General features: G+C 44.8%; 26 protein-coding genes. 13 read left to right on the plus strand and 13 right to left on the minus strand.

Translation table 11 applies throughout. From position 1 onward, the window contains the following. Positions 1-68 precede the first annotated feature (68 nt). The 5 genes from AC3IT7_RS08735 to AC3IT7_RS08755 all read right to left on the minus strand — a co-directional run bounded on the left by AC3IT7_RS08735 (position 69) and on the right by AC3IT7_RS08755 (position 3,938). Complete coding sequence (locus tag AC3IT7_RS08735) at positions 69-548, minus strand: type II secretion system protein M (protein ID WP_489248175.1); 480 nt, start codon at positions 546-548, stop codon at positions 69-71. Beyond that, a complete protein-coding gene (gspL, locus tag AC3IT7_RS08740; protein WP_489248176.1) occupies positions 548-1,687 on the minus strand; it encodes a type II secretion system protein GspL in 1,140 nt (379 codons plus the stop codon). Before gspL ends, AC3IT7_RS08735 begins: the two co-directional genes overlap by 1 nt. Before the next feature lie 29 nt (positions 1,688-1,716). Further along, positions 1,717-2,172 (minus strand): phosphohistidine phosphatase SixA, encoded by a 456-nt coding sequence (gene sixA, locus AC3IT7_RS08745; RefSeq protein ID WP_489248177.1) that lies wholly within the window; start codon positions 2,170-2,172, stop codon positions 1,717-1,719. A gap of 78 nt (positions 2,173-2,250) precedes the next feature. After that, the gene (locus AC3IT7_RS08750; RefSeq protein WP_489248178.1) at positions 2,251-3,324 is read right to left on the minus strand and encodes an NAD(P)H-dependent glycerol-3-phosphate dehydrogenase; all 1,074 of its coding nucleotides are present in this window, start codon (positions 3,322-3,324) and stop codon (positions 2,251-2,253) included. Positions 3,325-3,356: 32 nt separating this feature from the next. After that, positions 3,357-3,938 (minus strand): nitroreductase family protein, encoded by a 582-nt coding sequence (locus AC3IT7_RS08755; RefSeq protein WP_489248179.1) that lies wholly within the window; start codon positions 3,936-3,938, stop codon positions 3,357-3,359. Between the two features lie 263 nt (positions 3,939-4,201). Between AC3IT7_RS08755 and AC3IT7_RS08760 the strand changes: the two genes are divergently transcribed. Further along, positions 4,202-4,579 carry a hypothetical protein gene (locus AC3IT7_RS08760; RefSeq protein ID WP_489248180.1) on the plus strand — a complete coding sequence of 126 codons (378 nt, stop codon included), beginning with the start codon at positions 4,202-4,204 and terminating at the stop codon, positions 4,577-4,579. A 71-nt stretch (positions 4,580-4,650) separates the two neighbouring features. Here AC3IT7_RS08760 and rhlB read toward each other — a convergent pair whose 3' ends face one another. Both rhlB and AC3IT7_RS08770 read right to left on the minus strand, forming a co-directional pair. Continuing rightward, the gene (gene rhlB / locus AC3IT7_RS08765; RefSeq protein WP_475654991.1) at positions 4,651-5,802 is read right to left on the minus strand and encodes an ATP-dependent RNA helicase RhlB; all 1,152 of its coding nucleotides are present in this window, start codon (positions 5,800-5,802) and stop codon (positions 4,651-4,653) included. Between the two features lie 101 nt (positions 5,803-5,903). Continuing rightward, on the minus strand, positions 5,904-6,119 hold the full coding sequence (locus AC3IT7_RS08770; protein ID WP_004280099.1) for a cold-shock protein: 216 nt from the start codon (positions 6,117-6,119) through the stop codon (positions 5,904-5,906). Positions 6,120-6,504: 385 nt separating this feature from the next. Between AC3IT7_RS08770 and AC3IT7_RS08775 the strand changes: the two genes are divergently transcribed. The 5 genes from AC3IT7_RS08775 (at position 6,505) to AC3IT7_RS08795 (ending at position 9,257) form a co-directional block, all read left to right on the plus strand. After that, the gene (locus AC3IT7_RS08775; protein ID WP_475654979.1) at positions 6,505-6,738 is read left to right on the plus strand and encodes a sulfurtransferase TusA family protein; all 234 of its coding nucleotides are present in this window, start codon (positions 6,505-6,507) and stop codon (positions 6,736-6,738) included. Positions 6,739-6,874: 136 nt separating this feature from the next. Further along, the gene (gene rpoH / locus AC3IT7_RS08780) at positions 6,875-7,744 is read left to right on the plus strand and encodes an RNA polymerase sigma factor RpoH (protein WP_475654978.1); all 870 of its coding nucleotides are present in this window, start codon (positions 6,875-6,877) and stop codon (positions 7,742-7,744) included. A 117-nt stretch (positions 7,745-7,861) separates the two neighbouring features. After that, positions 7,862-8,227 carry a DUF423 domain-containing protein gene (locus AC3IT7_RS08785; protein ID WP_253173089.1) on the plus strand — a complete coding sequence of 122 codons (366 nt, stop codon included), beginning with the start codon at positions 7,862-7,864 and terminating at the stop codon, positions 8,225-8,227. A 35-nt stretch (positions 8,228-8,262) separates the two neighbouring features. Then, a complete protein-coding gene (thiS, locus tag AC3IT7_RS08790) occupies positions 8,263-8,460 on the plus strand; it encodes a sulfur carrier protein ThiS (RefSeq protein ID WP_489248181.1) in 198 nt (65 codons plus the stop codon). A 14-nt stretch (positions 8,461-8,474) separates the two neighbouring features. Beyond that, the gene (locus AC3IT7_RS08795) at positions 8,475-9,257 is read left to right on the plus strand and encodes a thiazole synthase (RefSeq protein ID WP_489248182.1); all 783 of its coding nucleotides are present in this window, start codon (positions 8,475-8,477) and stop codon (positions 9,255-9,257) included. Positions 9,258-9,580: 323 nt separating this feature from the next. Here the strand turns inward: AC3IT7_RS08795 and AC3IT7_RS08800 are convergent, their stop codons facing one another. Then, positions 9,581-10,192 (minus strand): glutathione binding-like protein, encoded by a 612-nt coding sequence (locus AC3IT7_RS08800; protein ID WP_489248183.1) that lies wholly within the window; start codon positions 10,190-10,192, stop codon positions 9,581-9,583. Between the two features lie 217 nt (positions 10,193-10,409). Here AC3IT7_RS08800 and AC3IT7_RS08805 point away from each other — a divergent pair, with 217 nt between their 5' ends. Both AC3IT7_RS08805 and trmB read left to right on the plus strand, forming a co-directional pair. After that, positions 10,410-11,855 carry a SulP family inorganic anion transporter gene (locus tag AC3IT7_RS08805; RefSeq protein ID WP_489248184.1) on the plus strand — a complete coding sequence of 482 codons (1,446 nt, stop codon included), beginning with the start codon at positions 10,410-10,412 and terminating at the stop codon, positions 11,853-11,855. Between the two features lie 154 nt (positions 11,856-12,009). Further along, on the plus strand, positions 12,010-12,726 hold the full coding sequence (trmB, locus tag AC3IT7_RS08810; RefSeq protein WP_475654187.1) for a tRNA (guanosine(46)-N7)-methyltransferase TrmB: 717 nt from the start codon (positions 12,010-12,012) through the stop codon (positions 12,724-12,726). Between the two features lie 178 nt (positions 12,727-12,904). On the opposite strand, the gene AC3IT7_RS08815 is transcribed toward trmB, so the two are convergent. The 5 genes from AC3IT7_RS08815 to AC3IT7_RS08835 all read right to left on the minus strand — a co-directional run bounded on the left by AC3IT7_RS08815 (position 12,905) and on the right by AC3IT7_RS08835 (position 18,003). Next, complete coding sequence (locus AC3IT7_RS08815; protein WP_489248185.1) at positions 12,905-13,681, minus strand: Rossmann-like and DUF2520 domain-containing protein; 777 nt, start codon at positions 13,679-13,681, stop codon at positions 12,905-12,907. 83 nt (positions 13,682-13,764) lie between these two features. Continuing rightward, the gene (locus AC3IT7_RS08820) at positions 13,765-14,562 is read right to left on the minus strand and encodes a thioesterase family protein (protein ID WP_489248186.1); all 798 of its coding nucleotides are present in this window, start codon (positions 14,560-14,562) and stop codon (positions 13,765-13,767) included. 63 nt (positions 14,563-14,625) lie between these two features. Beyond that, the gene (locus AC3IT7_RS08825; RefSeq protein WP_489248187.1) at positions 14,626-15,297 is read right to left on the minus strand and encodes a class I SAM-dependent methyltransferase; all 672 of its coding nucleotides are present in this window, start codon (positions 15,295-15,297) and stop codon (positions 14,626-14,628) included. A 282-nt stretch (positions 15,298-15,579) separates the two neighbouring features. Beyond that, entirely contained in the window at positions 15,580-17,268 is a 1,689-nt protein-coding gene (locus tag AC3IT7_RS08830) for an AMP-binding protein (RefSeq protein ID WP_489248188.1), read from the minus strand. 99 nt (positions 17,269-17,367) lie between these two features. Beyond that, positions 17,368-18,003 (minus strand): TetR/AcrR family transcriptional regulator, encoded by a 636-nt coding sequence (locus tag AC3IT7_RS08835; RefSeq protein ID WP_489248189.1) that lies wholly within the window; start codon positions 18,001-18,003, stop codon positions 17,368-17,370. Positions 18,004-18,150: 147 nt separating this feature from the next. Between AC3IT7_RS08835 and AC3IT7_RS08840 the strand changes: the two genes are divergently transcribed. Genes AC3IT7_RS08840 through AC3IT7_RS08860 form a run of 5 tightly spaced genes read left to right on the plus strand, consistent with a single transcriptional unit; the run spans position 18,151 to position 24,680 of the window. Next, positions 18,151-19,323 (plus strand): isovaleryl-CoA dehydrogenase, encoded by a 1,173-nt coding sequence (locus tag AC3IT7_RS08840; RefSeq protein WP_489248190.1) that lies wholly within the window; start codon positions 18,151-18,153, stop codon positions 19,321-19,323. Positions 19,324-19,358: 35 nt separating this feature from the next. After that, positions 19,359-20,960 carry a carboxyl transferase domain-containing protein gene (locus tag AC3IT7_RS08845; protein ID WP_489248191.1) on the plus strand — a complete coding sequence of 534 codons (1,602 nt, stop codon included), beginning with the start codon at positions 19,359-19,361 and terminating at the stop codon, positions 20,958-20,960. 12 nt (positions 20,961-20,972) lie between these two features. Continuing rightward, the gene (locus tag AC3IT7_RS08850; RefSeq protein ID WP_489248192.1) at positions 20,973-21,767 is read left to right on the plus strand and encodes an enoyl-CoA hydratase/isomerase family protein; all 795 of its coding nucleotides are present in this window, start codon (positions 20,973-20,975) and stop codon (positions 21,765-21,767) included. A gap of 19 nt (positions 21,768-21,786) precedes the next feature. Beyond that, on the plus strand, positions 21,787-23,781 hold the full coding sequence (locus AC3IT7_RS08855; RefSeq protein WP_489248193.1) for an acetyl/propionyl/methylcrotonyl-CoA carboxylase subunit alpha: 1,995 nt from the start codon (positions 21,787-21,789) through the stop codon (positions 23,779-23,781). Further along, positions 23,778-24,680 (plus strand): hydroxymethylglutaryl-CoA lyase, encoded by a 903-nt coding sequence (locus AC3IT7_RS08860; RefSeq protein WP_489248194.1) that lies wholly within the window; start codon positions 23,778-23,780, stop codon positions 24,678-24,680. Before AC3IT7_RS08855 ends, AC3IT7_RS08860 begins: the two co-directional genes overlap by 4 nt. The last annotated feature ends 31 nt before the right edge of the window (positions 24,681-24,711 follow it).

The raw sequence follows: 24,711 nt of genomic DNA on the forward strand, positions 1-24,711 counted from the left end.
TTAAGTCGGCATATTATAGGCATAGGCAGACAAAAAAACCATGCTTTGCAAATCTTTATTTTTACCGTTTATTGCACGGTCGCGGTTAATTTAATCTGTCCTGCGTCATTATTTAGTTCCATTTTCTCAATACTTAGCCCCATCTGTGCCAGTTGGGTCAGGAAGTTTGCCAATACTGCATAATTTTCATGCATGACTGCCAATTGAATTTTTCCATCCATTTGCTGGGACGCGACCGAAAGACCTTGTTGCTGTGCCACCCGCTGTACTTTCTCTGCGGCATCCAGCTGCATGTCTCCGGCAGGTTTCATGGTGACTGCATTACTCTGCATCCAGACAATGGTATCTTTCAGCTGGTTTAAACGTTTTTGCTGGGTGTCCGCTGCCTGATGCATATACCAGAGTGCTGAACTGACTGCTGCCACTATCACGAAAATAGTGGTGAAAATCACCAATACCCGTTCACGTACGGACAGACTTTCCAGATAATCACTCAGTTTTTCAAAAGACTGATCCATGCGATTTTGTAGCGCTTCGATAGCTTTCATTATTGCACCCTCACCAGTCCGATGGCATCCGTTCCGCTGGCTTGAATATTTCCAAGCTCAACTTTAAAGCCCTGCTGACTCAACTGCTTGGTCAGTGCATTTAACCGATCCGATGAATTGGCCTTGAGTTCCATACTCAGTACAGAAGTATCATAATTGACCCGTTGTGCCACAATCTGGTTTTGCATCAGCAAAGGCCCTACCCGGTTTATGAGCTGTAATGCATGCGTATCTGCGATCTGGCTTTGACGCAACTGTCCTTCAAACTGACTTTTGATATTCTGTTCAGTGACCGGATAATTTTGACCAAACCAGTATTTGAACTGGTCAATGGCTTGCGCAGCCGTCTGATTGGCCACTTTTTTATATTGATACCAGCGTACCGCGTCATAACTCAACTGTACCAGTAAAATTCCGACAAATATGGCTGCACACGCTTTCCAGTAACCGGAAACCGCATGTTCAGATTTGGCCTTAGGCAAGACATTAAATGCGTGCTGTTTCGGTTTTTTTAGTGGCGTAATGACATATTGAAACGATTGCAATTGTTCCTGAGTGACCAGAGCTTCCAGACTGCGCAACTGCTCCTGATCCAGATTACTTACTTTATAATGCAAATCTTTAGGTTGATAATCCAGATAAACACCCAGGTCATCTACAGACTGGCCAATATATTCCGCTTCTCGCACCAACAAGCGCCCAGCAATTTGCGCAACAATACGCTGATTGGCTTCAGGAACGGGCAACACCAGAAAGTCTGGCAACAACGCCGCCAGCTTGACCGGAATCAGGGTCAGGGCATGCTGCAAAGTCTCCAGGGTCGAATTTGCAATCCCCATAATGCTGACCTGGTCAGGCTGCTGAAAATGATGCAGCACTTTCATAGCATCTACCGGCAGAACCACATATTCTTCAAGCAGATACTTAATGCCATCATTGCCCATTTTTTTATATTGGCTCTTGGGCAAGGTCTGCTGTAAAATCTGCACATGACGGCTTGGGAAAAAAACCACGGCTTCTTCGCCATGATGGCCCTGTATATCCTGAATCAGCTGCTCAAGTGTTGCCGCAGTATTCCAGAACTCCCCAGTTGACCATTGCCAAACCCCATTGGCTTCAGGCATCCATAAATACAACATTGATTGTGTGCTACCGTTTTAATTGGTTTTTATAATGTAGGAATAAAGCTCTTGCTTGCTGTGGACAAGCCCGCGGCAATCACAGGCTGTTCATAAATACGCGCTTCAGCCAGTGCATAAGGATGAAAAGATTCTGCCAGCAAAATTGAAGAAATGTGCGCAACCACGTTCATATGACACACCACAGCAATAGACTCATAAGGCAGCTGTGACAACCATTCCACTGCAATCTTGGCATCATCATCGGGCTTGATTGCATTGCAAATAACCACGGGCACATCATTAAAATACTGCTGCAAATGTGCCAGAGTTTCTTGTGCGCGCAATAACGGACTGACCACAAATACTTCAGGCTTAATCACATCTTTTAAAAATTGCGCAGTCTGCTCGGCCTGCTGATGGCCTCGCTGTGTCAGTGGTCGCTTGCTATCATTACCATTGAGCGGTGGAGCAGCCTCACCATGTCGAACTAAAGTCAGTTGCATTTGATTTCCTTATTTCCTTTTGCCTGCATGATAACTGGCAGATATGACAATTCGCATACAGCTCATTGGAGTTATAGATCAGACTTGATGATGTGGCAAGACAAATTCGACATCACTGCGATGCCCATTTTTCATCAAGGACAATGCAATGCTGAGTGGTGGTGCACCTTCAAAAATCACATCATACAAGGCACTGGTGATCGGCATATACACATCCAGCTCTTCAGAGCGTGCCTTGACCTGTATAATGGTATTGATCCCTTCTGCGGTTTGACCCAGCTCAGTCGTGGCCTGTTCCAGAGTCTTGCCTTTGCCCAGGGCAAAGCCGACCTGATAATTGCGGCTCAGCGGACTGCTACAGGTCGCAAACAAATCACCCACACCTGAAAGTCCAAGAAAGGTCAGCGGATTGGCACCGAGTTTTACTGCAAAACGGCTCATTTCCGCCAGTGCACGGGTCAAGATCATACTCTTGGTATTTTCCCCGACATTATAGGCAGCTGCCATACCCATCGCGACGGCATAAATATTTTTTAAGGCCCCGCCAAGTTCTACACCATGCACATCATCACTGGCAAATACCCTGAACAAGGCACTGTGTAAAGCTTGCTGTACCGCATAACGTACCAGTTCCGACTGGCTGGCAATCACCGTTCCTGCTGGCTGGCCTGCCACGATTTCTTTGGCCAGATTCGGCCCCGACAATACCCCATAAGGTACTTCCGGCAATACTTCCCGAATAATATCACTCATGAAACTGAAGGTTTTCGCTTCAATCCCTTTCGTGAGCGAAATCACGGCTTGCGAGGTGATAAAAGGCTTGATTTGCTGCAACACATCCCGGAAGGAGTGGCTCGGAATGGCCACCAGAATGATATCGCGATCCCGCACGGCCTGTTCCAGATCTGAAACAGCCAGCAAGTTTTCTTCTAGCTGAAAATCGGGCAAATAACGTTTATTGATATGTGTGGCATTAATATCTGCCGCAACCGCTTCATCACGAATCCAGATCATGGTATTACAGCCATTGCGCACTGCCGTATTGGCCATTGCAGTACCGAAACTACCCCCACCCAACACCGTGACTCTTAACGCTGTCTTCTGGTCAACTGCGACCGGCTCTACCAGTTTTGAAAAATTTAATTCTGACATGTTATTTTTAATATCCTGTTCTACCGTGCAAATTAGCCGTTCTGATTCCAGTAACTTACAAAGTCATCGGTCTGGATCTCTGCGCGAGGAGCAATCGCTTTGGCGGCAGTACCAATATAAATAATACCCGAGACCAAATCATCTTTTGAAATTCCTAAAGCCTGCTTAAACAGGCCAGACTCTACCACCGCACCGCTGCGCCACATGGTCGAAAAACCCTGTACCTGCAATGATAATAGAAAATTCTGGATGGCTGCGCCTGAGCTGAGAATCTGTTCAAAATGCGGAACTTTAGAATGATCCTGCAAACGGGTTAAGGCCAGCACCAATAATGGTGCGCGAAATGGATGATTCTTGACCCGCTCGATCTGTGCCGTTTCAGTTTCACCCAGATCGACCAGCGCCTGTGACAGCAACTCGCCAAAAGCTTCACGCTGATCATCGGGAACCACCACAAATGTGGTCGGTTTGAGTCGATAATGATCGGGTGCAGTCAATGCCGCCTGAAAAGCTTTTTCCAGTTGTTCTGCATTCGGTGCCGGTGCCAGCAAATGCCCAATAGATTGACGTTGGTGAATATTTTGATGAACGATGTCGACCGCGGATTCCGTCATTGCTTTGTAGATCTATACTTAAAAACTGTTTTCAAGATTAGCATATTCCAGATGCAATACTCTATAAACTTCATAGCGACTTAGCCGCAAATATCACCCAAGAAAATTACAATATGTTTATTTTAATCAATGTAATGTTCAATTAATTCACCTTTTTAGCATAGAGTCACACCAAAATTTTCCAAACTTATACAACAGCTCCAAACTCTATGCGCTTTACTATGTTCAAATAAGCTAATTTAGTGTCTAACCGAGATTTTATGATGAAAAAAACAATTGCGATCAGCGGATTAGCAGCTTCAGCCCTACTTTTAACTGCCTGTGCATCAAACCCGACCGCACTGGCAATCCAAAAGGAAAATAATCAGTTTGAAGTCACCGGATTAGGTAAAAACCAGCTGACTGCTAAAAATAATGCCATTAATGCTGCCAGCAAAACCTGTGGTTCGAAAGCAACCGCAATCATTATCGACGAAAAAACCGCCTATAACGGGGCACTTAAAGGTGTAGTTGACGATCAGACCGGACAGATGATTCAGGCAGCAGCAACTGTCTTGGGCAATATTGCAGGCACCAATACAGGACTCAACCAGAATGATGACTATCAGACCATTTTGACTTTCCGTTGTCAGGCCAAATAAGACAGCCTGTGGTCATGTCCTATAGCTATAAAAAAACCGCTCCTGAAGAGCGGTTTTTTTTATGATCTGGCTTAGCAATAACCTTCCAGACGGGTTAAAGGCAACTTCTGTCCAATTGCCTTTTCGATTTCAGGCAGATAGAAGGCATCATCTTCGGCCAGGAAACTGATACTCACACCCTGCGTTCCGGCACGGCCAGTACGGCCAATACGATGCACATAATCATCTGACTGTTCCGGCAAGGTAAAGTTCACCACATGCGACACACCATCTACATGAATGCCACGACCTGCAACATCGGTTGCAATCATGATGTTGTGTTTACCATTTTTGAACTGGTCTAACATTTTTAGACGCTTGTCCTGAGCAATCTCGCCAGACAACATGACCACCTTATAACCATCACGTTTTAAATGATCATAGAGCTTGCGTACCTGATCACGACGGTTGGCGAAAATCATGACTTTTTCAATCGGCTCGTCACGCAGAATTTCTTGTAACAGTTTATATTTGTCCGCCTTGGCCACCATATACACACGTTGTTCAACATCGGCATTGGTTTTCTTTTCCGGTTCAATTTCAACGGTCACCGGTTCAAATAACCATTGCTGTGCCAGATTCAGTACATCGTAGCTGAAAGTCGCAGAGAACATTAAAGTCTGACGTTGCTCTTTACGTGGCGAGAAACGCACAATGCGCTTAACCGATGGAATAAAGCCCATATCCAGCAAACGGTCGGCTTCATCAATCACCAGAAACTCGATCTGATCCAGCCAGACTTCTTTTTGCTCGACAAAATCAATCAGACGACCTGGTGTGGCCACCATAATATCCACGGGTGCTTTGTTTAACAGGTTTTTTTGCTTGTCGAAATCTACACCACCCAGCAAGGTCACTACATTAAGACCGGCATATTTAGCCAGATCCTGCGCATCACTTTCAATCTGCAATGCCAGTTCACGGGTCGGTGCCAAAATCAGCGCACGTGGCTCGCCACGATACCGCTGCTCCTGAATCGGATTGTTTAACAGATCATTCATGATACTAATTAAAAACGCGGCAGTTTTACCTGTACCTGTCTGTGCACGGCCAATAGCATCATGTCCTGCCAGCGTGAATTTTAAAACCTTCTGCTGGATAGGCGTCATGGTGGTAAAGCCTAAAGCATCAATCGCTTTTTTTAGATTGGGATGTAAATTTAAGGTTTCAAAACCAGCTGACATAAAGCGGTGCTCTAATTGGGTAATCACTAAGATAGGCATAGTATAAACAAAAAACGCCCCAAGTTATATTGGAGCGTTTTCTTTTTAGCTTAATCCGAAGATTAGTCTAATGGTTGAACTTCTTCAGCTTGAAAGCCTTTTTGGCCTTTAACAACACTGAATTCAACACGTTGGCCATCACGAAGTGAACGGTGACCGTCACCCTGGATTGCACGGAAATGAACAAATACGTCATCGCCGCCATTGCGTTGAATAAAGCCGAAGCCTTTAGTATCGTTAAACCACTTAACTACGCCTTGTTCGCGAGCAGCTGTCATAAGTTAATCCTCATTGAAACTAAAAGAAGGACCACCCGGTGTTGCAAACAGCAGAGCAAACAAGTTTGAAAATATTATTTTTAAGCTTGTAATCATTCTGTAAAACTATCAACAAAATCCCGGTTACATCCATTTATGTAATAGGGTGAAAAACAATCACTTTGTTTATTCAAAGTCCCAAATACGCAATGAGCTTAACATGGGTTTATCACAATTAATAGATTTTTTTTAGCATGTTCTGTTTGATTTAGTTATTTTTTTCATGAAAATTGTCAAAAGACTTTATATCTACTTTCAGATCTTGATTTTTAGCAAAGCAGTATGGTTCCGGGCACTTCTTTGTTACTATTTATCGTCATTTTTTTACTTTATACATGAAACCGCAATGTACCAAGATCCAGAGCAGTTCAGCCTGATAGATGCCATGGGAAAACCCTGCCCGATGCCGTTATTGATGTTGAAACGCGCGCTAAAATCCGGTAATCAAAAAACATTCTTGCTTAAATCTTCTGATCCGCATAGCCAGACTGATGTCAGCCGCTATTGCCAGATCCATCAGCTCAAGCTTGAATCAAGAAAAATTTCTGATTCAGAATTTCACTACTTGATTGAATCTTAAAAATTTTCAATTAAACTGTTTATTTTCGCTTTCGTATACTTTTTTACATTTCTCTACCCAAATATCCATTATTTGCGGAGAGATTGGATTAAGATAAAACCTAGTTTAGGGTTATCCCGCACTTCAAGGAGAACACATGAGTGACAGCCGCAATCAGTTGATGCCCCTGTCATTATCGGCGCCAGGTGTCAACCTCGGTGCTTATATCAGCACTGTCAATCAGATTCCGATTTTAACGGCCGAACAAGAAAAAGAGTTGGCTGAACGCTATTACTATGAGCAAGATCTAGATGCAGCAAAAATGCTGGTCATGTCACATTTGCGTTTTGTAGTACATATTGCACGTAGTTATGCAGGTTATGGTTTGCCACAAGGCGACCTGATTCAGGAAGGCAACCTGGGTCTGATGAAAGCTGTAAAACGTTTTGACCCGAATATGGGCGTACGTTTGGTCTCATTTGCCGTGCACTGGATCAAGGCGGAAATTCACGAATACGTGATCCGTAACTGGCGTATTGTGAAGATTGCCACCACCAAAGCACAACGTAAACTGTTCTTCAATCTGCGTAGCCTGAAAAAATCATCGAAAAAGTTGACGCTCGCAGAAGCCCAGTCAATTGCCAATGACTTAAATGTCACCCCAGAACAAGTACTGGAAATGGAAGGCCGTCTGACGGCGTATGACGCTGCTTTTGATGCCTCAGGCGATGACGATGATGAAGGTTCAACCCATGTTGCACCGGCTTTGTATCTGGAAGATAACCGTTATGATCCGGCACGTCTGATTGAAAATGAAGACTATGAGGAACAAAGTACCTCTGCCCTGCACGAAGCCATGGATCAGCTCGATGACCGTTCACGTAATATCTTGCAGCGCCGCTGGCTAGATGACGAGAAATCGACTCTGCATGAACTGGCAGCCGAATATAATGTTTCTGCGGAACGTATTCGCCAGCTGGAAAAAAATGCCATGGAAAAAATCAAAGTGGCGATGTCATCTAATTAACACCAAATTTAATTTCTGCTTTCTCTAAAAAGCCTTCCTTGAAGAAGGCTTTTTTATGCCCGAATTTTGAATTTATGCTAAGGTTAAGCGCAAACTTTTTCAGGAAGATCAATTCAAATGTGGATTGCGATTTCAGCACTCAACTTGGCATTTGCCGTGATGCTCGGTGCTTTTGGTGCGCATGGTTTAAAAGCGCGTGCCACTGAAGCACAACTCGGCTGGTGGCAAACAGCAACAGATTATTTTTTCTATCATGCTTTAGGTTTACTCATTCTGGCCCTGCTGGCCAAAGTCATTCCTGCACTGCCGATTCAATGGAGTTTTTGGCTGATTCAGGCCGGTATTTTATTATTTTCCGGTTCACTGTATATCATGGCCTTGGGTTTACCACGTGGACTAGGCGCAATTACGCCAATTGGTGGTGCTTTAATGATTGCAGGATGGTTAATTCTGGCTTGGAATGCTTTAAAATACGCCAGATAAACCTGAACATCACTTAATCATGGAGGGTGGCCAGAATGATGATTTACCTAAATGGCGAACCACAGGAAACTCACTGCAACAACCTGCTGGAACTGATCCAGAGTATGGCGCTTGAGGGTAAGCGTTTTGCAGTTGAAGTCAATGAAATGATCATTCCTAAAAGCAGATTGGGTGATACGCCGATTTGCGATACAGACAAAATAGAAATTATTCACGCAGTCGGTGGCGGCTGATACTCGGGACAATTATGCAAGATTTATTACAGATTGGTTCACGCCAATTCCAGTCTCGCCTTCTGGTAGGCACAGGCAAATACAAAGATTTAAATGAAACTCAGCAAGCCATTGAAACCAGTGGCGCAGAGATTGTTACTGTGGCGATTCGTCGGGTCAACATCGGACAGCATCCTGATCAGCCGAACCTGCTTTCGGTAATTCCTCCCGAGAAATATACCATCTTGCCGAATACCGCAGGTTGTTTCGATGCCAATAGTGCCGTGCGTACCTGTATGCTGGCACGCGAACTCCTTGATGGCCATAATCTGGTCAAGCTTGAAGTTTTGGGAGATGAAAAGACCTTATATCCGAATGTGACCGAAACCTTGAAAGCTGCACGCACCTTAATTGATGATGGCTTTGAAATCATGGTCTATACTTCGGATGATCCAATCGTGGCACAAGAGCTGGAAAGCATGGGCTGTGTGGCGATTATGCCTTTGGGCAGCCTGATTGGCTCAGGTCTGGGTATTCTCAATCCGCATACCCTGTCGATCATTAAAGAAAATGCCAAAGTACCTGTACTGGTCGATGCCGGTGTCGGTACTGCAAGTGATTCTGCAATTGCGATGGAACTGGGCTGTGACGGCGTACTGATGAATACGGCGATTGCAGCTGCACAAAATCCGGTACTCATGGCTTCCGCAATGCGCAAAGCAGTTGAAGCCGGTCGTGAAGCGTTCCTTGCTGGCCGTATGCCACGCAAACGCATGGCCAATGCCAGTTCGCCGGAAACCGGTTATTTCTTTAAATAAGATTTAAAACCTTAGATCATGTTTCAAATAAGGATTCTCAGGAGTCCTTATTTTTTTGATTAAAATTCATCGATACAATTGAAGCTTAAATCATTCAGCCAATTGATATAGTTTTATCATCATGCACATTCGATACTAAAACTAAGGAGGCATGTTGAAACCACTTAAACAAAAATACGATGGCTGAGGTTTAAATTTCCACAGCGACTATATTTATAAAATATTGATTTTTTTAAAATTATTCGTATTTTAATAATCAAGCTAGACAAATAAAAACCGCTTTCAATAAAGCGGTTTTTTCAAATCCAATAAGGAATACTCATTTAAGGAATCAGACCTTCATCACGCATTGCAATCTGTACAGACTGACGCTCTGCGACTTTATTGCGGATATGAATAATATTCTGATACGGACTTAAATCGTGCTCAATATGATTTGACCAGTTGGTCAAGACAAATAGATAGGCATCGGCAGGGCCAAAGTTGTCATCGACCAGATAATCATTGTCTGAGTCGCCAATGGCTTTGTCGATATAGCTTAATAGACGGTCAACTTCCGCATAGGCTTTTTGCTTTTCATCATCGGATAACTTGCCGCCAAAGAATACTGCATAGGCATCATGCAATTCCGAGTTCAGATAACCCAGCCATTCCAGAACTTTGGCACGCCCCATCCCAGATGGTGGAATCAAATCTTGTTTTGGATCGTGTTGAGCTAGAAAAGGTAAAATGGCTACGTTTTCTGTCAGGATCAGACCAGGGTTAATTTCTAACGCTGGTACATAGCCTTTAGGATTAATTTCGTAATAATCCGTGCCCTTTTCTGTCTTATGTGTTTTTAAATCAACACGTTCCAAATCAAAATCGACATTAATTTCATTTAAAATAATATGAGCTGCCAGCGAGCATGCACCTGGCGAATAGTAAAGCTTCATTTCTGATCCTTGTTATACACTTCTCTATGTTTTAAATCGCTTCTGTCAAACTTTCAAGTGATCAAACCTGTAAATTGCAAAAAAAGCGTAACTGCCACCTCAGGACACTTACTCATTTAATATTCAGGAAATTACCGGCTTTTTCAAGCCCATCTCTGTAGATTTTTGACCGTATCTGTTTAATATAGCCACCTTTCCCATTTTTTGATGATATTTCGTGATTAGCCTTAAAAAAGAAGAATGGTTTTCTAATATCCGGACGGATATCCTGGCCGGTCTGGTGGTTGGATTGGCCCTGATTCCCGAGTCGATTGCTTTCTCTGCCATTGCAGGCGTCGATCCGCAAGTCGGTCTGTATGCTTCGTTTTGTATTGCAGTGACAATTGCTTTTTTTGGTGGTCGTCCTGCCATGATCTCTGCTGCTACAGGTGCGATGGCACTGTTGATGATTATGCTGGTGAAAGATCATGGACTGCAATACCTGCTGGCTGCCACCATTCTGACCGGGATTATTCAGGTCATTGCCGGGTATTTTAAAGTGGCCAAGTTGATGCGCTTTGTTTCGCAAGCTGTGGTTTATGGATTTTTAAATGCGCTGGCAATTCTGATATTCGTTGCCCAACTTCCTGAAATGCAAAAAATGGATGGGATGGGTTATCTGTTTATTGCCATGGGGCTGGCGATTATCTATCTGTTTCCTTATCTGCCTAAAATTGGCAAAGTTATCCCCTCTCCTTTGATCTGTATCATCGTGCTCAGTGGTCTGGCACTGTTTTTAGGTGCAGATATGCGCACTGTAAGTGATCTTGGTCAATTTCCAGATACCTTGCCGCTCTTCCTGATTCCAGAAATTCCACTGAATCTGCACAGTTTACAGATTATTCTGCCTTACTCCCTGACACTGGCGACTGTCGGTTTGCTTGAAAGCATGATGACTACCACTGTAATTGATGAGGTCACCGGCACTGAAGGCGACCGGCATCAGGAATGTCGTGGACAGGGCATGGCCAATATTGTCAGTGGTTTTATGGGCGGCATGGCCGGTTGCGCCATGATAGGTCAATCGATTATTAATGTCTCTTCCGGTGCACGGACTCGGCTTTCAACGCTGGTTGCCGGTGTGTTTTTGCTATGTCTGGTGGTATTCCTGAAAGACTGGCTGGCTTATATTCCGATGGCAGCTCTGGTGGCCATTATGGTGATGGTGGCCTTTACCACCTTTCAGTGGGGTTCAGTCAAGCAATTCAACAAACATCCGCTGGAATTTAATGTGGTGATGATTGCGGTGGTACTGGTGGTATTAGCCACGCATAATCTGGCACTGGGTGTATTTGTCGGTGTGCTGCTTTCTGCCCTGTTCTTTATCAACAAACTGGAAAGAACCGTACATGTATCTACTCATTTGAATGCTGACCATTCACGTAGCTATGTCATTTCCGGACAGATCTTTTTCAGCAGCTCAGAAAAATTTTATCAATTTTTTGATTTTAAAGAAAAGCTTGCCCATGTTGAGCTGGATCTAAACCATGCACATATCTGGGATGTGACTTCAGTCAATATGCTCAACAATGTGATTCAGAAGTTTAAGGCACAAGGCATAGAGGTAACTGTTATTGGTTTAAATGAGGCCAGCAGTACCTTGATTGACCGTTTTAGCAGCTAATCGATCATGATTGATAAAAGAGTCGAAAGGCTCTTTTATTTTCACTGAACTTCCTAACAGGCCGATTTTTTCTGGAGAAATACCGAGAAAAGTTTGACTTGCGCTACTCAGGACTTAAAATACCGCATTCTGAATTTTTAGATTTGCCAAAGTTATGTCGAACGATCAATTAGACCAGCAAGTCGTGGAGCTGGACAACCTAAGCGAGCACCGTGAAATCGTGACGTTTATGCGCCGCTCAATGCCGCTAAATACCTCTCAACGTACTGCGCTTGAACAATATGGTCACTTAATTTTGGAATATCCGGTGGCTGATTTACGTCAGCACTTTGAACATCCTGAACGCCCATTAACAGTAGAAATCGGTTTTGGTATGGGCCGTTCACTGGTATTGATGGCCAAAGCCAATCCTGAGCGCAATTTTGTCGGGATTGAAGTGCATGTACCCGGTATTGCGCAATGCGTTTATGAGGCAGGTGTTGAAGGCCTGACTAACCTGCGTGTGCTGGATGCCGATGCCATTCAGGTTCTGCGTGAAATGCCAGATAACAGTATTAATACTGTGCAATTGTACTTCCCCGATCCATGGCAGAAAAAACGTCATTTCAAACGCCGTTTTGTTTCTCATGAGCGTATGCCACTGGTTGAGCAAAAGCTGGAGCTGGGCGGTACTTTCCATGCGGCAACGGACTGGGAACCGTATGCAGAATGGATGCTTGAAGTTCTTGAAGAACGTCCACGTCTGGAAAATCTGGCAGGCAAAGGCAACAGCTACCCGCGTCCGGAATGGCGTCCGCAAACCAAGTTTGAACGTCGTGGCATTGAAGCCGGTCACAAAATTAATGACTTTATCTTCAAGAAAATTTCTTGATCCAAGATTCAAAAAAGCGCTGATTATTCAGCGCTTTTTTATGGGAAAAATTTGTGGTTAAGCCAAAATATGATTAAAAGTACTATGCCTATAACCGAGTGTAAAAAGAAAAATAATCTCCCATCTTTATAGCAGTTCTATTTTTTATCATTTATCCAGATTGAAAAATTTGGCACATTTATTTTTGATGACGTTCTAAAATTTGCTGACTCAATAGCTGATAGACCTTGTATAAATCTGCTCGCTGCATATTGGCTAACATCTGCTGATGCATATTCAAGATATTCTGATCACCACGCATCGCTGGGCCGGTCTGCATTGGTTTGGGATCACTCTGTGTTGCTTTATTGGCGGTTTCCAGCATCAAGGGATACAACAGGCTAAAATCGACCTGCTCGGCATCGACAATCTGTTTGGCCATGTCATAACAGTAATTACTAAAATTACAGGCAAACACCGCGGCCAGATGCAGGCTCAAACGTTGTTCAGAGCGATACTGATAGACCCTATTGCTTAGGCTATTTGCCAATTCTAATAATAGGACTTGATCTTGCTCATTTGCCGCTTCAATAAATAAAGGCGTATGCGACCAGTCGATGTCACGTTCCAGACTAAAGGTTTGTAGCGGATAAAATACACCTGAACGTGGGTGCACATCCTGTAAAACATTTAGGTGAGTACTGCCAGAAGTATGTACGATAAACACATCAGCAAGATAAGCATGTACCTGCTCGATGACAGACCGGATCGATTGGTCACTGACAGCAATGATTAAAAGATCAATTTCAGAATCCAGTAATTCAGGAGTATCGATCGCCTGAGCCTTAAGTCTGCATGCCAGTTGTTCTGCCTTGGCGAAACTGCGACTATAGATTTGTACAATCACATGCTGTTCATTTAAGACTTGGGCAAGATGAAAAGCCACTCGACCCGCCCCAATAATACTAATCCGCATTTACTGATCTTCCAGAATAATTTCCCACAGCATGCCAATAAAAAAATGACGAAGCAATTCGTCCTTTTTATGTGAATCAGATTTTAAAATTTACGTAGCGTTAAAATTTGCTCACTGCGGCCAAATGGCCCATGAAGATCATGTAAAATCCCACTAGTTAAACCAATGCCATCTTCGCCATATTGCTGTAACACTTCCAGTCCTAGCCATGTGCCCTTAGGCAAACGATGCAAATGAATCTGCAAGTCCAGATTTGGAAAGCCCCACCCTGCATTTGGATCCTGACGCGGTACCACACCGTTGGCTGTATCGACCATTCCCATCAAACGGCTAAAGTCGCTGGTCGTCTGGCCTTCTACCATGTCCAGTGCATTGCATAACCAGACAATGCCCTTGCCTGCACGATGATCGACATGGGCACGGGTGCTAATGCTCTGAATATAGCCACCCGGCCAGCAGCGCATTCCGTCCCAGACCGGCAGGTCTTCAGGATGCTGAATCGGGAAATCTTCCAGACCAGCGATCGCACGGGTATCTGAAGTCAGCATTTTCCAGGCACGTGCCACAATACAGGTTTTCCCGTTAGCACACATTTCTGCTTCAATCAGCTCGATGGTTTTACCCGGGCGAATCATGCGTGTGGTAATAGAAAATTCACCAAATGCAATCAGTCCAAAGATGTCCAGACTGACCCGGCCAATCCGCATCTCTGCACGTGGCTGAAACTGTTCCAGTTCTGTACAGATAATGCCAGTCGCAGGTGCCATATGCTGCTCATGTGGATTCCAGGCGCCTTGCGCATGAATATTGGATTCATAATACGCAGTACTACTGCCATCTGCATGCTGTTCACGATTGATGAAACGATAATAGGCCGACATTATTTTTACTCTTCCTTGAATTTTCTGTTTAAAGTTCTAGTTCACTGTTTCAGTTAGCTGTACTTATTTCTGTATTAAAAGACCATAATAATTCATGATTTGACAGTAAATCCTGCTATGTTTAAATCCGACTTTGGTTAAAATTTCTTTCAAGCTTTGTACAGAGATTAAATCAAAGTCTTGTTCTAATCGCTCTATCATGTTTGCGCTTTGTTTGGCATTTAAGCCACTATACTGTGCCATTTGCTGCATGATTTTTAATTCAGTGACATCCTCATGCTGCATCAGATCGTACGTGAGTAAAAAGCCATCTGCTTTTAAGATCTGGTAAATATCCTGAAAGAAATCTGTTTTATGTCCTTGAGGAATAAAATGCGCCACCAAAATGGCAAGCGTTGCGTCAAACTGATGATCTTTATTTAAGTTTTGCGTATCTGCCTGAATAAACTCAACACGTTCTGTGCCCTGGCATGACTCGATGTTTTTCTGCGCCTGTTCCAGCATTTTGAGCGAGGGATCAATAGCGGTAAAAGTCCAGTTTGGATGCCGTTGTAATAAATAAGAAAGCTCATAGCCTGTGCCACAACCTACAATCAGAATATGTGCTGTTTCGGGTAAATGCGTTGTTAATATGGCATCAATCTGTTGATGTACCAGTGCATAACCCGGAATCAATTTGCGGATATGGTCATCATAACTGGCGACGACGAGTTCACTATGGAAGTTTTTTGCCATATTCTTTCTCTAGTTCCATCTATTAAATTCAGTTATTTTTGATAGAAAAAATTTTCTAAAACTAAAACTTAAGAAATGTCATAACCTCAAATGACCAGATGAATTAAACTTTCATTGTGCAGGTGTTTCGTTACTTTGAAGGGTCAAAGTAACCAAAACCCTTTGTTACACTGATATGGCATCCCTGCCATACAGTGTAACGGCGACATCCATGTCGCCTTGTCAAGTGATCAAAGCTTCTACTTAAAAAGAAAAATCAAAAAGACTTTAACTTTTTATATCTTAGGCTATTTCTTTTAAGTTCAACTCTTTACGCATAAATTCACGTAATTTAAATTTCTGCGCCTTGCCTGAAGCTGTCATCGGGAATTCCTGAAAGAAACGCACATAACGCGGCACTTTATTGTGTGAGATATGCTCGGCACAATATTGACGAATTGCCTCCTCAGTACACGGATCATTTTCATGCAAAATGATACAGGCACAGAGTTCTTCACCATATTTATGATCCGGCACACCAATCACCTGAACATCTGAAACCGCCGGATGGGTATACAGAAAGTCTTCGATTTCTTTCGGGAACAGGTTTTCACCACCACGGATCACTACATCCTTGATACGACCTTTAATTTTCACAAAGCCCTCATCATCCATTTCAGCAATATCACCAGTGTGCATCCAGCGCGCGGTATCAATCACTTCTGCTGTCTTATCCTGATCTTCCCAATAACCCAGCATCACCGAATAACCACGCACACACAGTTCCCCGAGTTTGCCACGTGGCACCACCTTGCCCTCTTCATCGACAATTTTTACTTCAAGATGTGGATGTACCCGGCCGACTGTCGTGACACGCTGCTCGATTGAATCTGCGGTAGAGCTTTGTGCACTGACGGGTGCTGTTTCAGTCATGCCATAACAGATGGTAATGTCTGACATATGCATGCGCTCAATCACACGCTGCATGATTTCTTGCGGACACGGACTGCCCGCCATAATGCCTGTACGCAAGCTGGACAGATCAAATTCGTGGAACTGCTCATGCTCAAGAATCGCAATAAACATGGTTGGCACGCCATAAGCTGCAGTACATTTTTCCTGCTGAATGGCTTTGAGGGTTTCCAGCGGATTGAATACCGCAGATGGATAAATCATGGCAGAACCATGCGTAATACAGGCCAGATTTCCCATCACCATACCGAAACAGTGAAACAGTGGAACTGAAATGCAGACCCGGTCTTCCGGCCCTAAATGAATCGCTTCACCGACAAAGTAACCATTATTCAAAATATTATTATGCGTCAGCATGGTGCCTTTCGGATTGCCCGTTGTGCCCGAGGTGAACTGGATATTGATGGTTTCATCAAACTGCAATTCACTGGAAACCTGCTGTAATGTCTCTAGGGCCGTTTTACTCGGCTCGACCAGCAAGTCTTGAAAACGGTGAATACCGGTATGCGCTTGATCATCAATTTTAATCACATGTTTCAAATGTGGCAGACGCTCTGCATTGAGTAATTTACTGTCGGACTGTGTTAGCTCAGGAGCAATTTTAGTCAGAATTTCCTGATAGTCAGTGCTTTTAAACTGCGCGGCAATCACCAGTCCCTTGCAGGAAACCTTGTTCAGAACATATTCCAGCTCATTACTTTTATAAGCAGGATTCAGATTCACCAGAATAATCCCGGCCTTGAACGCCGCAAACTGGGTAATGGTCCATTCCACACAGTTCGGCGACCAGATGGCCAGACGGTCACCTTTTTCCAGACCCAGCTTTTGCAAACTGCAAGCGAAAGCATTCACTTGCTGCTGCAACTGCTGATAGCTCAGACGCACATTCTGGTGCAAGCTGACGATTGCGTCAGAATGTGCGTACTGTTCACATGCCTGATCAAATTTTTCGCCAATGGTCATGCCCAATAGGGGTTGGCTGCTTGTTCCGTAGGCATAGCTTAACCGTACTTGTGTCATTGAATCGATCTCCTTGATTCTTTGTAATTCTGATTTTCAACTCTATTAATTGTTTTTTGACAACGACAACCCTGTCTTTCCTGCCTGTTTTTTTGTGCTTTATGCTTCTGCTATTCCCTCCTGTCGACGTACTGCGTTGACACAAAAATCGGCAATCTGTTTGACAAAGTGATCCTTATAATTTTGATCAAACATGACATTGCGAGATGGATTCAAAGGTTCAATGACCACAAAGGTCATGGAGCCAACCACGCCCAGTGCTGCGGTATTTAAATCTTCAAATTCAAACTCGCCATTGACTTTTCCTTCAGCCAAAATTTCTTTAATGCTTTGTTTGATCAGCTGTTTACTGCGAAAACGCTCATGTTCCATTTCCGGATCGACCGGTTCAAACATCAGCGAATACGCCAATTGGGGACTGTTCATGGCTCGCTTCACAAAAGTTGTAACAGATTTTTGCAATTTCTGTTTTGGCGATAAATCTGAAGCAGCAATGTGATTTAAAATTTCAACCTCAAACCGGATTGCTTCCGATAAAACTTCAATCAGAATCTGGTTTTTGTTTTCGAAATAGCGATACACCAAGCCTGTAGAAACGCCTGCGCGCTCCGCAATTGCCTGAATTGACGCCTCTTTAAAGCCCCCTTGAGTAATCAGCTCACGAGCAGACTGCAAAATCGCCAGGCGATTCTGTTCCATTCGTTCCTGCATCAGTGATGATCTTTTATAACTCATAATCTCATTCTCAACCAGATAAAATGAATTGTAAATCATTTTGTGAATATTGGTTCACTTTTTTAAATTTTCGATGTATGTTAAAAAACAAGCACAATAAAAATGCTTTTTTGGATACAACAAATAGAACCACAGGATGGATAAAAAATGAATTTACAAAGCTTGGATTTCGGTTTGGACGAAACACTTATTGCGTTACGTGATTCAGTGGCTGCATTTTGTGCCAAGGAAATTGCACCGATTGCTCAACAAGTGGACCGTGACAATGAATTCCCTGCTCACCTTTGGAAAAAATTTGGCGAGATGGGCCTGCTCGGTCTGACGGTCAGTGAAGAATATGGTGGTTCAAATTTCGGTTATCTGGCACACATCATTGCCATGCAGGAAATTTCCCGTGCTTCCGCATCCATCGGTTTGTCCTATGGCGCCCATTCAAACCTGTGTGTGAACCAGATCAAGCGCAATGGCACTGAAGAACAAAAACAGCGCTATCTGCCTAAACTGGTATCTGGTGACTATGTTGGCGCATTGGCCATGTCCGAACCCAATGCCGGCTCGGATGTGGTTAGCATGAAACTGAAAGCTGAAGATAAAGGTGATCATTACCTGCTGAATGGTTCAAAAATGTGGATCACCAATGGTGGTGATGCCGATGTACTGGTGGTGTATGCCAAGACTGATTTACAGGCCGGTGCCAAAGGCATGACTGCCTTTCTGGTTGAAAAAAATATGCCGGGGTTTAGTCACGGCATGCACCTAGACAAACTCGGCATGCGTGGCTCAAACACTTATCCACTCTTTTTCGACAATGTTGCAGTACCCAAAGAAAACGTGCTGGGCGGCGTCGGCAATGGTACTAAAGTGCTGATGAGCGGTCTGGACTATGAGCGTGCCGTCTTGAGTGCTGGTCCTTTAGGCATTATGGATGCCTGTATGGATACCGTAATTCCGTATATTCATGACCGTAAACAGTTCGGTCAGGCACTGGGTGAATTCCAGCTCATGCAAGGCAAAATTGCTGACATGTATTCCACTTGGCTGGCATGCAAAGCTCTTGTATATGCCGTTGGCGCAGAATGTGACAAGGCAGAACATAGCCGCAGCTTACGTAAAGATGCTGCCAGCGCGATTTTATATGCTGCTGAAAAAGCCACCTGGATGGCGGGCGAAACCATTCAGACCTTGGGTGGCAATGGTTATATCAACGAGTTTGCTGCGGGCCGTTTATGGCGTGATGCCAAACTTTATGAAATTGGCGCAGGCACTTCGGAAATTCGCCGCATGTTGATTGGCCGTGAACTGTTTAATGAAACTGCCTAAAGAATAAATCACAAGAATAGACAAGGATGTTCGGCATGAATCAATTAAAGAGCAAAATTAATATTCGCAGCGACGAATTTAAAAATAACCAGGCAGCAATGCAAACCCTGGTCGAAGACCTGAAACAGAAAGTTCAGAAAATTGCCTTGGGTGGGGGTGAAAATGCCCGTCAAAAACATCTGGATCGCGGTAAATTATTAGCCAGAGAACGTATTGACCATCTGATTGATCCTGGTACGGCATTTATTGAAATTGGACAACTGGCTGCCTATCAGGTCTATCAGGATGAGGTTCCTGCTGCGGGTGTGGTCGCTGGTGTAGGTCAAGTGAATGGCGTGACCTGCATGATCATCGCTAATGATGCCACCGTCAAGGGTGGCACCTATTACCCACTGACCGTGAAAAAACATTTACGTGCTCAGGAAATTGCTGAACAGAATCATCTGACCTGTATTTATCTGGTCGATTCTGGCGGTGCCTATTTACCGCTACAAGATGAAGTTTTCCCGGATCGCGATCACTTCGGGCGTATTTTCTATAATCAGGCACGTATGTCGAGCCAAGGCATTGCACAGATTGCCGTGGTTATGGGTAGCTGTACTGCGGGTGGTGCTTATGTGCCAGCCATGTCGGACGAAACCATTATTGTGCGCAATCAGGGAACCATTTTCCTCGGTGGCCCGCCTCTGGTCAAAGCTGCAACCGGTGAAGTGGTTTCAAGTGAAGACCTCGGTGGTGGTGATGTACATACTCGCTTGTCTGGTGTAGCCGATCATCTGGCTGAAAATGACCAGCATGCCCTGGAAATTGCCCGCAACATTGTGGCGAATTTAAATAAAAAGCCAAACCCCTTACCTGAACAGGTGGAAGCACCGTTATTTGATGCTTCAGAGCTGTACGGTATCGTGCCAACAGATTCGCGTAAACCTTTTGATGTGCGTGAAGTGATTGCCCGGATTGTCGATGGTTCACGTTTTGATGAATTTAAGGCACGTTTTGGCACCACCCTGATTACCGGATTTGCCAACCTGTACGGTATGCCAGTCGGGATTATTGCCAATAACGGAATCCTGTTTTCTGAGTCTGCACAAAAAGGCGCACATTTTATTGAGCTGTGCTGTCAGCGCAGTATTCCCCTGCTGTTTATCCAGAACATCACCGGCTTTATGGTCGGTCGCCAGTATGAAAATGAAGGCATTGCCAAAAATGGTGCCAAACTGGTGATGGCTGTGGCCAATGCCAATGTGCCTAAACTGACCTTGGTGATTGGCGGTTCTTTTGGAGCCGGTAATTACGGCATGTGCGGTCGTGCCTATTCACCACGTTTTATGTGGACCTGGCCAAATTCCCGTATTTCAGTGATGGGCGGTGAACAGGCTTCCAGCGTATTATCGACCTTAAAACGTGATCAGATTGAAGCCAAAGGCGGCAACTGGTCAGCTGAAGAAGAAGAGCAATTTAAACAGCCAATTCGTGATCAGTATGAACGTCAAGGACATCCTTATTATGCATCTGCGCGTTTATGGGATGACGGTGTCATTGACCCGGCACAATCGCGTGAAGTGTTAGGTCTTAGTCTGACTGCAGCTCTGAATGCACCAATCCAGCCGACCAAATTTGGCGTGTTCCGCATGTAAGAGGTGACAAAAATGACATATCAATTTTTACAACTCGAACAGCAAAATCAGGTTGCTACAGTCTGGATCAATCGTGCCGAATTGCACAATGCTTTTAATACTCAAGTGATTGAAGAGCTACATGCCTGTTTCCAGTCCTTAAATGAACGTGATTATATCCGTGTGGTGATTCTGGCGGGGCGTGGCAAAAGCTTTTCTGCGGGTGCAGACCTGAACTGGATGAAGCAGGCCGGTCAGGCGTCTCAGGCAGACAATGAAGCGGATGCCCTGAAATTGGCGAAAATGTTGCAAAGCTTGGCGACGTTAAAGCAGCCGACCATTGCCCGGGTACATGGTATTGCCTTTGGCGGTGGCATGGGTCTGGCTTCTGCCTGTGATATTTGCGTGGCCAGTACAGATGCCAAGTTTGCCACCTCGGAAGTACGTTTAGGTCTGGCTCCTTCAACCATTAGTCCTTATGTGATTCGTGCCATCGGTGCGCGTCAGGCTTCACGTTATTTCCTGACGGCTGAAAGGATTTCAGCGGAACAGGCCAAAACGATTGGACTTGTACATGAAGTCACCACACCAGAACAGCTCGACAGTAAAATTGACGAGATTGTTGAAGCCCTGTTACTCGGTGGCCCAGCAGCACAGAATTCATCTAAACAACTGATTCAACTGGTTGACCAGCAGGTTCTGAGCGAAGATCTGTTGCTTAAAACCGCACAACATATTGCCCATGTTCGCCAGGGAGATGAGGCGAAAAATGGACTGAATGCATTTTTGAACAAACAAAGCCCGGCCTGGATCAAGACCACGGCATAACAACAAGAAGGATCCTACGATGTTTGAAAAGATTTTAATTGCCAACCGTGGTGAAATTGCCTGCCGTGTGATTCGTACAGCAAAAAAACTCGGCATTGCCACCGTTGCCGTATATTCCGATGCTGATGCTCAGGCACAGCATGTCAAACTGGCAGATGAAGCGATTTATATTGGCGAGTCACCAGCGGCACAAAGCTATTTACAGATTGAACGTATTATTCAGGCCGCCAAAAGCACAGGCGCACAGGCGATTCATCCTGGCTATGGTTTCCTCTCTGAAAATGACCAGTTTGCCCTGGCCTGTCAGGACAACAATATTGTCTTTATTGGCCCGCCAGTCGATGCCATCTTGGCGATGGGCTTGAAAGCGACCTCTAAAGCGCTGATGGAAAAAGCCGGTGTGCCTTTAACCCCAGGTTATCACGGCACCAATCAGGATGCTGATTTCCTGAAACAGCAGGCAGACAATATTGGCTATCCGGTTTTGATTAAAGCCAGTGCCGGCGGTGGCGGTAAAGGCATGCGTCTGGTCGAGCGCAGTGAAGATTTTCTGAGTTCGCTGGCTTCATGCAAGAGCGAAGCGCGCTCCAGCTTTGGTAATGAAGATGTGCTGATTGAACGCTATGTGATTCAGCCACGGCATATTGAAGTACAGGTTTTTGGGGATACCCACGGCAACTATGTACATCTGTTTGAACGTGATTGCTCGGTACAGCGTCGTCATCAGAAAGTGCTGGAAGAAGCACCTGCACCAAAAATGCCAGAAGATAAACTCGAAGCAATGCGTCAGGCCGCGATTGATGCTGCACGTGCGGTCGATTATGTCGGTGCCGGTACAGTCGAGTTTATTGTCGAGCAGGATGGTACGGCTTATTTCATGGAAATGAATACCCGTCTTCAGGTTGAACATCCGGTCACTGAAATGATTACCGGACAGGATCTGGTGGAGTGGCAATTACGTGTCGCTTTCGGTGAGCCTTTACCAAAACAGCAGCACGAATTGCAGATTCATGGTCATGCACTCGAAGCCCGTGTTTATGCCGAAGAACCGGAAAAAGGTTTTATCCCTGCGATTGGCCAGATCAGCTACCTGCACTATCCAGAGCAAACTGACTGTGTACGTTTGGATAGTGGTATTGTCGAAGGTGATGAAATCAGCACCTATTATGATCCGATGATTGCCAAACTGATCGTCTGGGGCAAAAACCGTGAAGCGGCTTTGACTCAAATGCATCATGCCCTGGGCCATTTCCATGTCGATGGTCTGGGCAACAATATTGCCTTTTTAGATCGACTGGTGCTGTGCGATTCATTTAAAAATGCACATCTGGATACCGGTCTGATCCAACGTGAAGAAGAGTTTTTACTGAAGCCTTCTACTGAAATCAATGCTGAATTGATCGTCAGTGCTGCATTCATTGAGTTGCTGACACGCCAGGCTCAAAACCCGGTTGCAAATAATCCAGTCTGGCAGCAGAAGCCTTTTTGGCGCCTGAATCAGCAAAATGCATATACAGTGCAATTACAACGTAATTCTATTACACTTAAAGTTCAGTTCAGTACTCAGGATCAAGGCTTTATCGCCGACTACAACGGTCAGCAGATTCAGCTGCAAGGTCAGCTCATTGATGCACATACTTTAGTGCTACAACTGGCAGGCAAACAGCAAAAACTGGCCTTTAGCCAAACCGAACATGGCATTACCCTGTTCCAGAATGGCCAGACGCATAAATTCGATTACATCAAGCCGGATTATCAGCAGCATGATGAGCAAGGCACAGAAAACAATCTGATTGCCCCGATGCCGGGTGTAATCACTCAAGTACTGGTCGCCCCGAATGACAAAGTCAAAAAAGACGATGTCTTGATGACGCTGGAAGCCATGAAAATCGAATATTCAATTCGTGCACCACATGACGGCATCATTGCCAGTTCATATTTCCAGAAAGGTGATCAGGTCAAAGCCGGTGATGAACTGGTCGAATTCCAACCGCTTGCGGAGGACGTTGCATGACCGAATTTGTCAAAATTGTGGAAGTCGGGCCACGCGATGGCCTGCAAAATGAAAAAACGCCTCTAACACTGGATGACCGGAAAAATCTGATTCTGGATCTGATGAAAACCGGTTTGCAGGCAATTGAAGTCGGCTCTTGTGTTTCGGCCAAATGGGTGCCACAAATGGCAGACAGTGATCAGCTGTTTGCCGCCTTGCCCAAAGATCCCAATATCCAGTTCAGTCTACTCACACCCAACCTGAAAGGATTTGAATCTGCCCTGGCAGTGGGTTGCAAGGAAGTGGCCGTGTTTACTGCAGCATCCGAAAGCTTTACCCGCAAAAACATCAACTGCTCGATTGATGAAAGTTTTGAGAAGTTTGCCGATGTTATGGCAGCCGCCAAGGCGCATGATATTCGGGTGCGTGGTTATGTATCCTGCATGGTGGACTGCCCTTATGAAGGTGCAATTGATCCCAAACAGGTAGTCAAGGTTACCCAGCGCTTACTGGATATGGGCTGCTATGAAGTATCGTTAGGTGAAACCATTGGTACCGCCACACCAGATCGGGTACAAAAAGTCTGGGAAGCCTGTCTGGCTCAGATCGATACCAAGGTTCTGGCAGGTCATTTCCATAATACCTATGGGATGGCGATTGCCAACATTTACCAGTCGCTGTTGCAAGGCATTCGGATATTTGACTCCTCCATTGCCGGTCTCGGTGGCTGCCCTTATGCCAAAGGTGCGTCGGGCAATGTTTCAACCGAAGATCTGTATTACCTGCTCTCCAATATGGGCTATGAAACCGGTATTCAGGTAGATGCCTTGATGCAGGCCAGCCGTAATATCAGTGAGGTTCTACAACGTAACAATCCGTCCAATTATGCCAATGCCTATTGGCAAAAAGCCTGTGCCTGACACTCAATAAAGGAAATACCCGGACGCGATA

The sequence above is a fragment of the Acinetobacter sp. KH_038 genome, assembly GCF_057839405.1.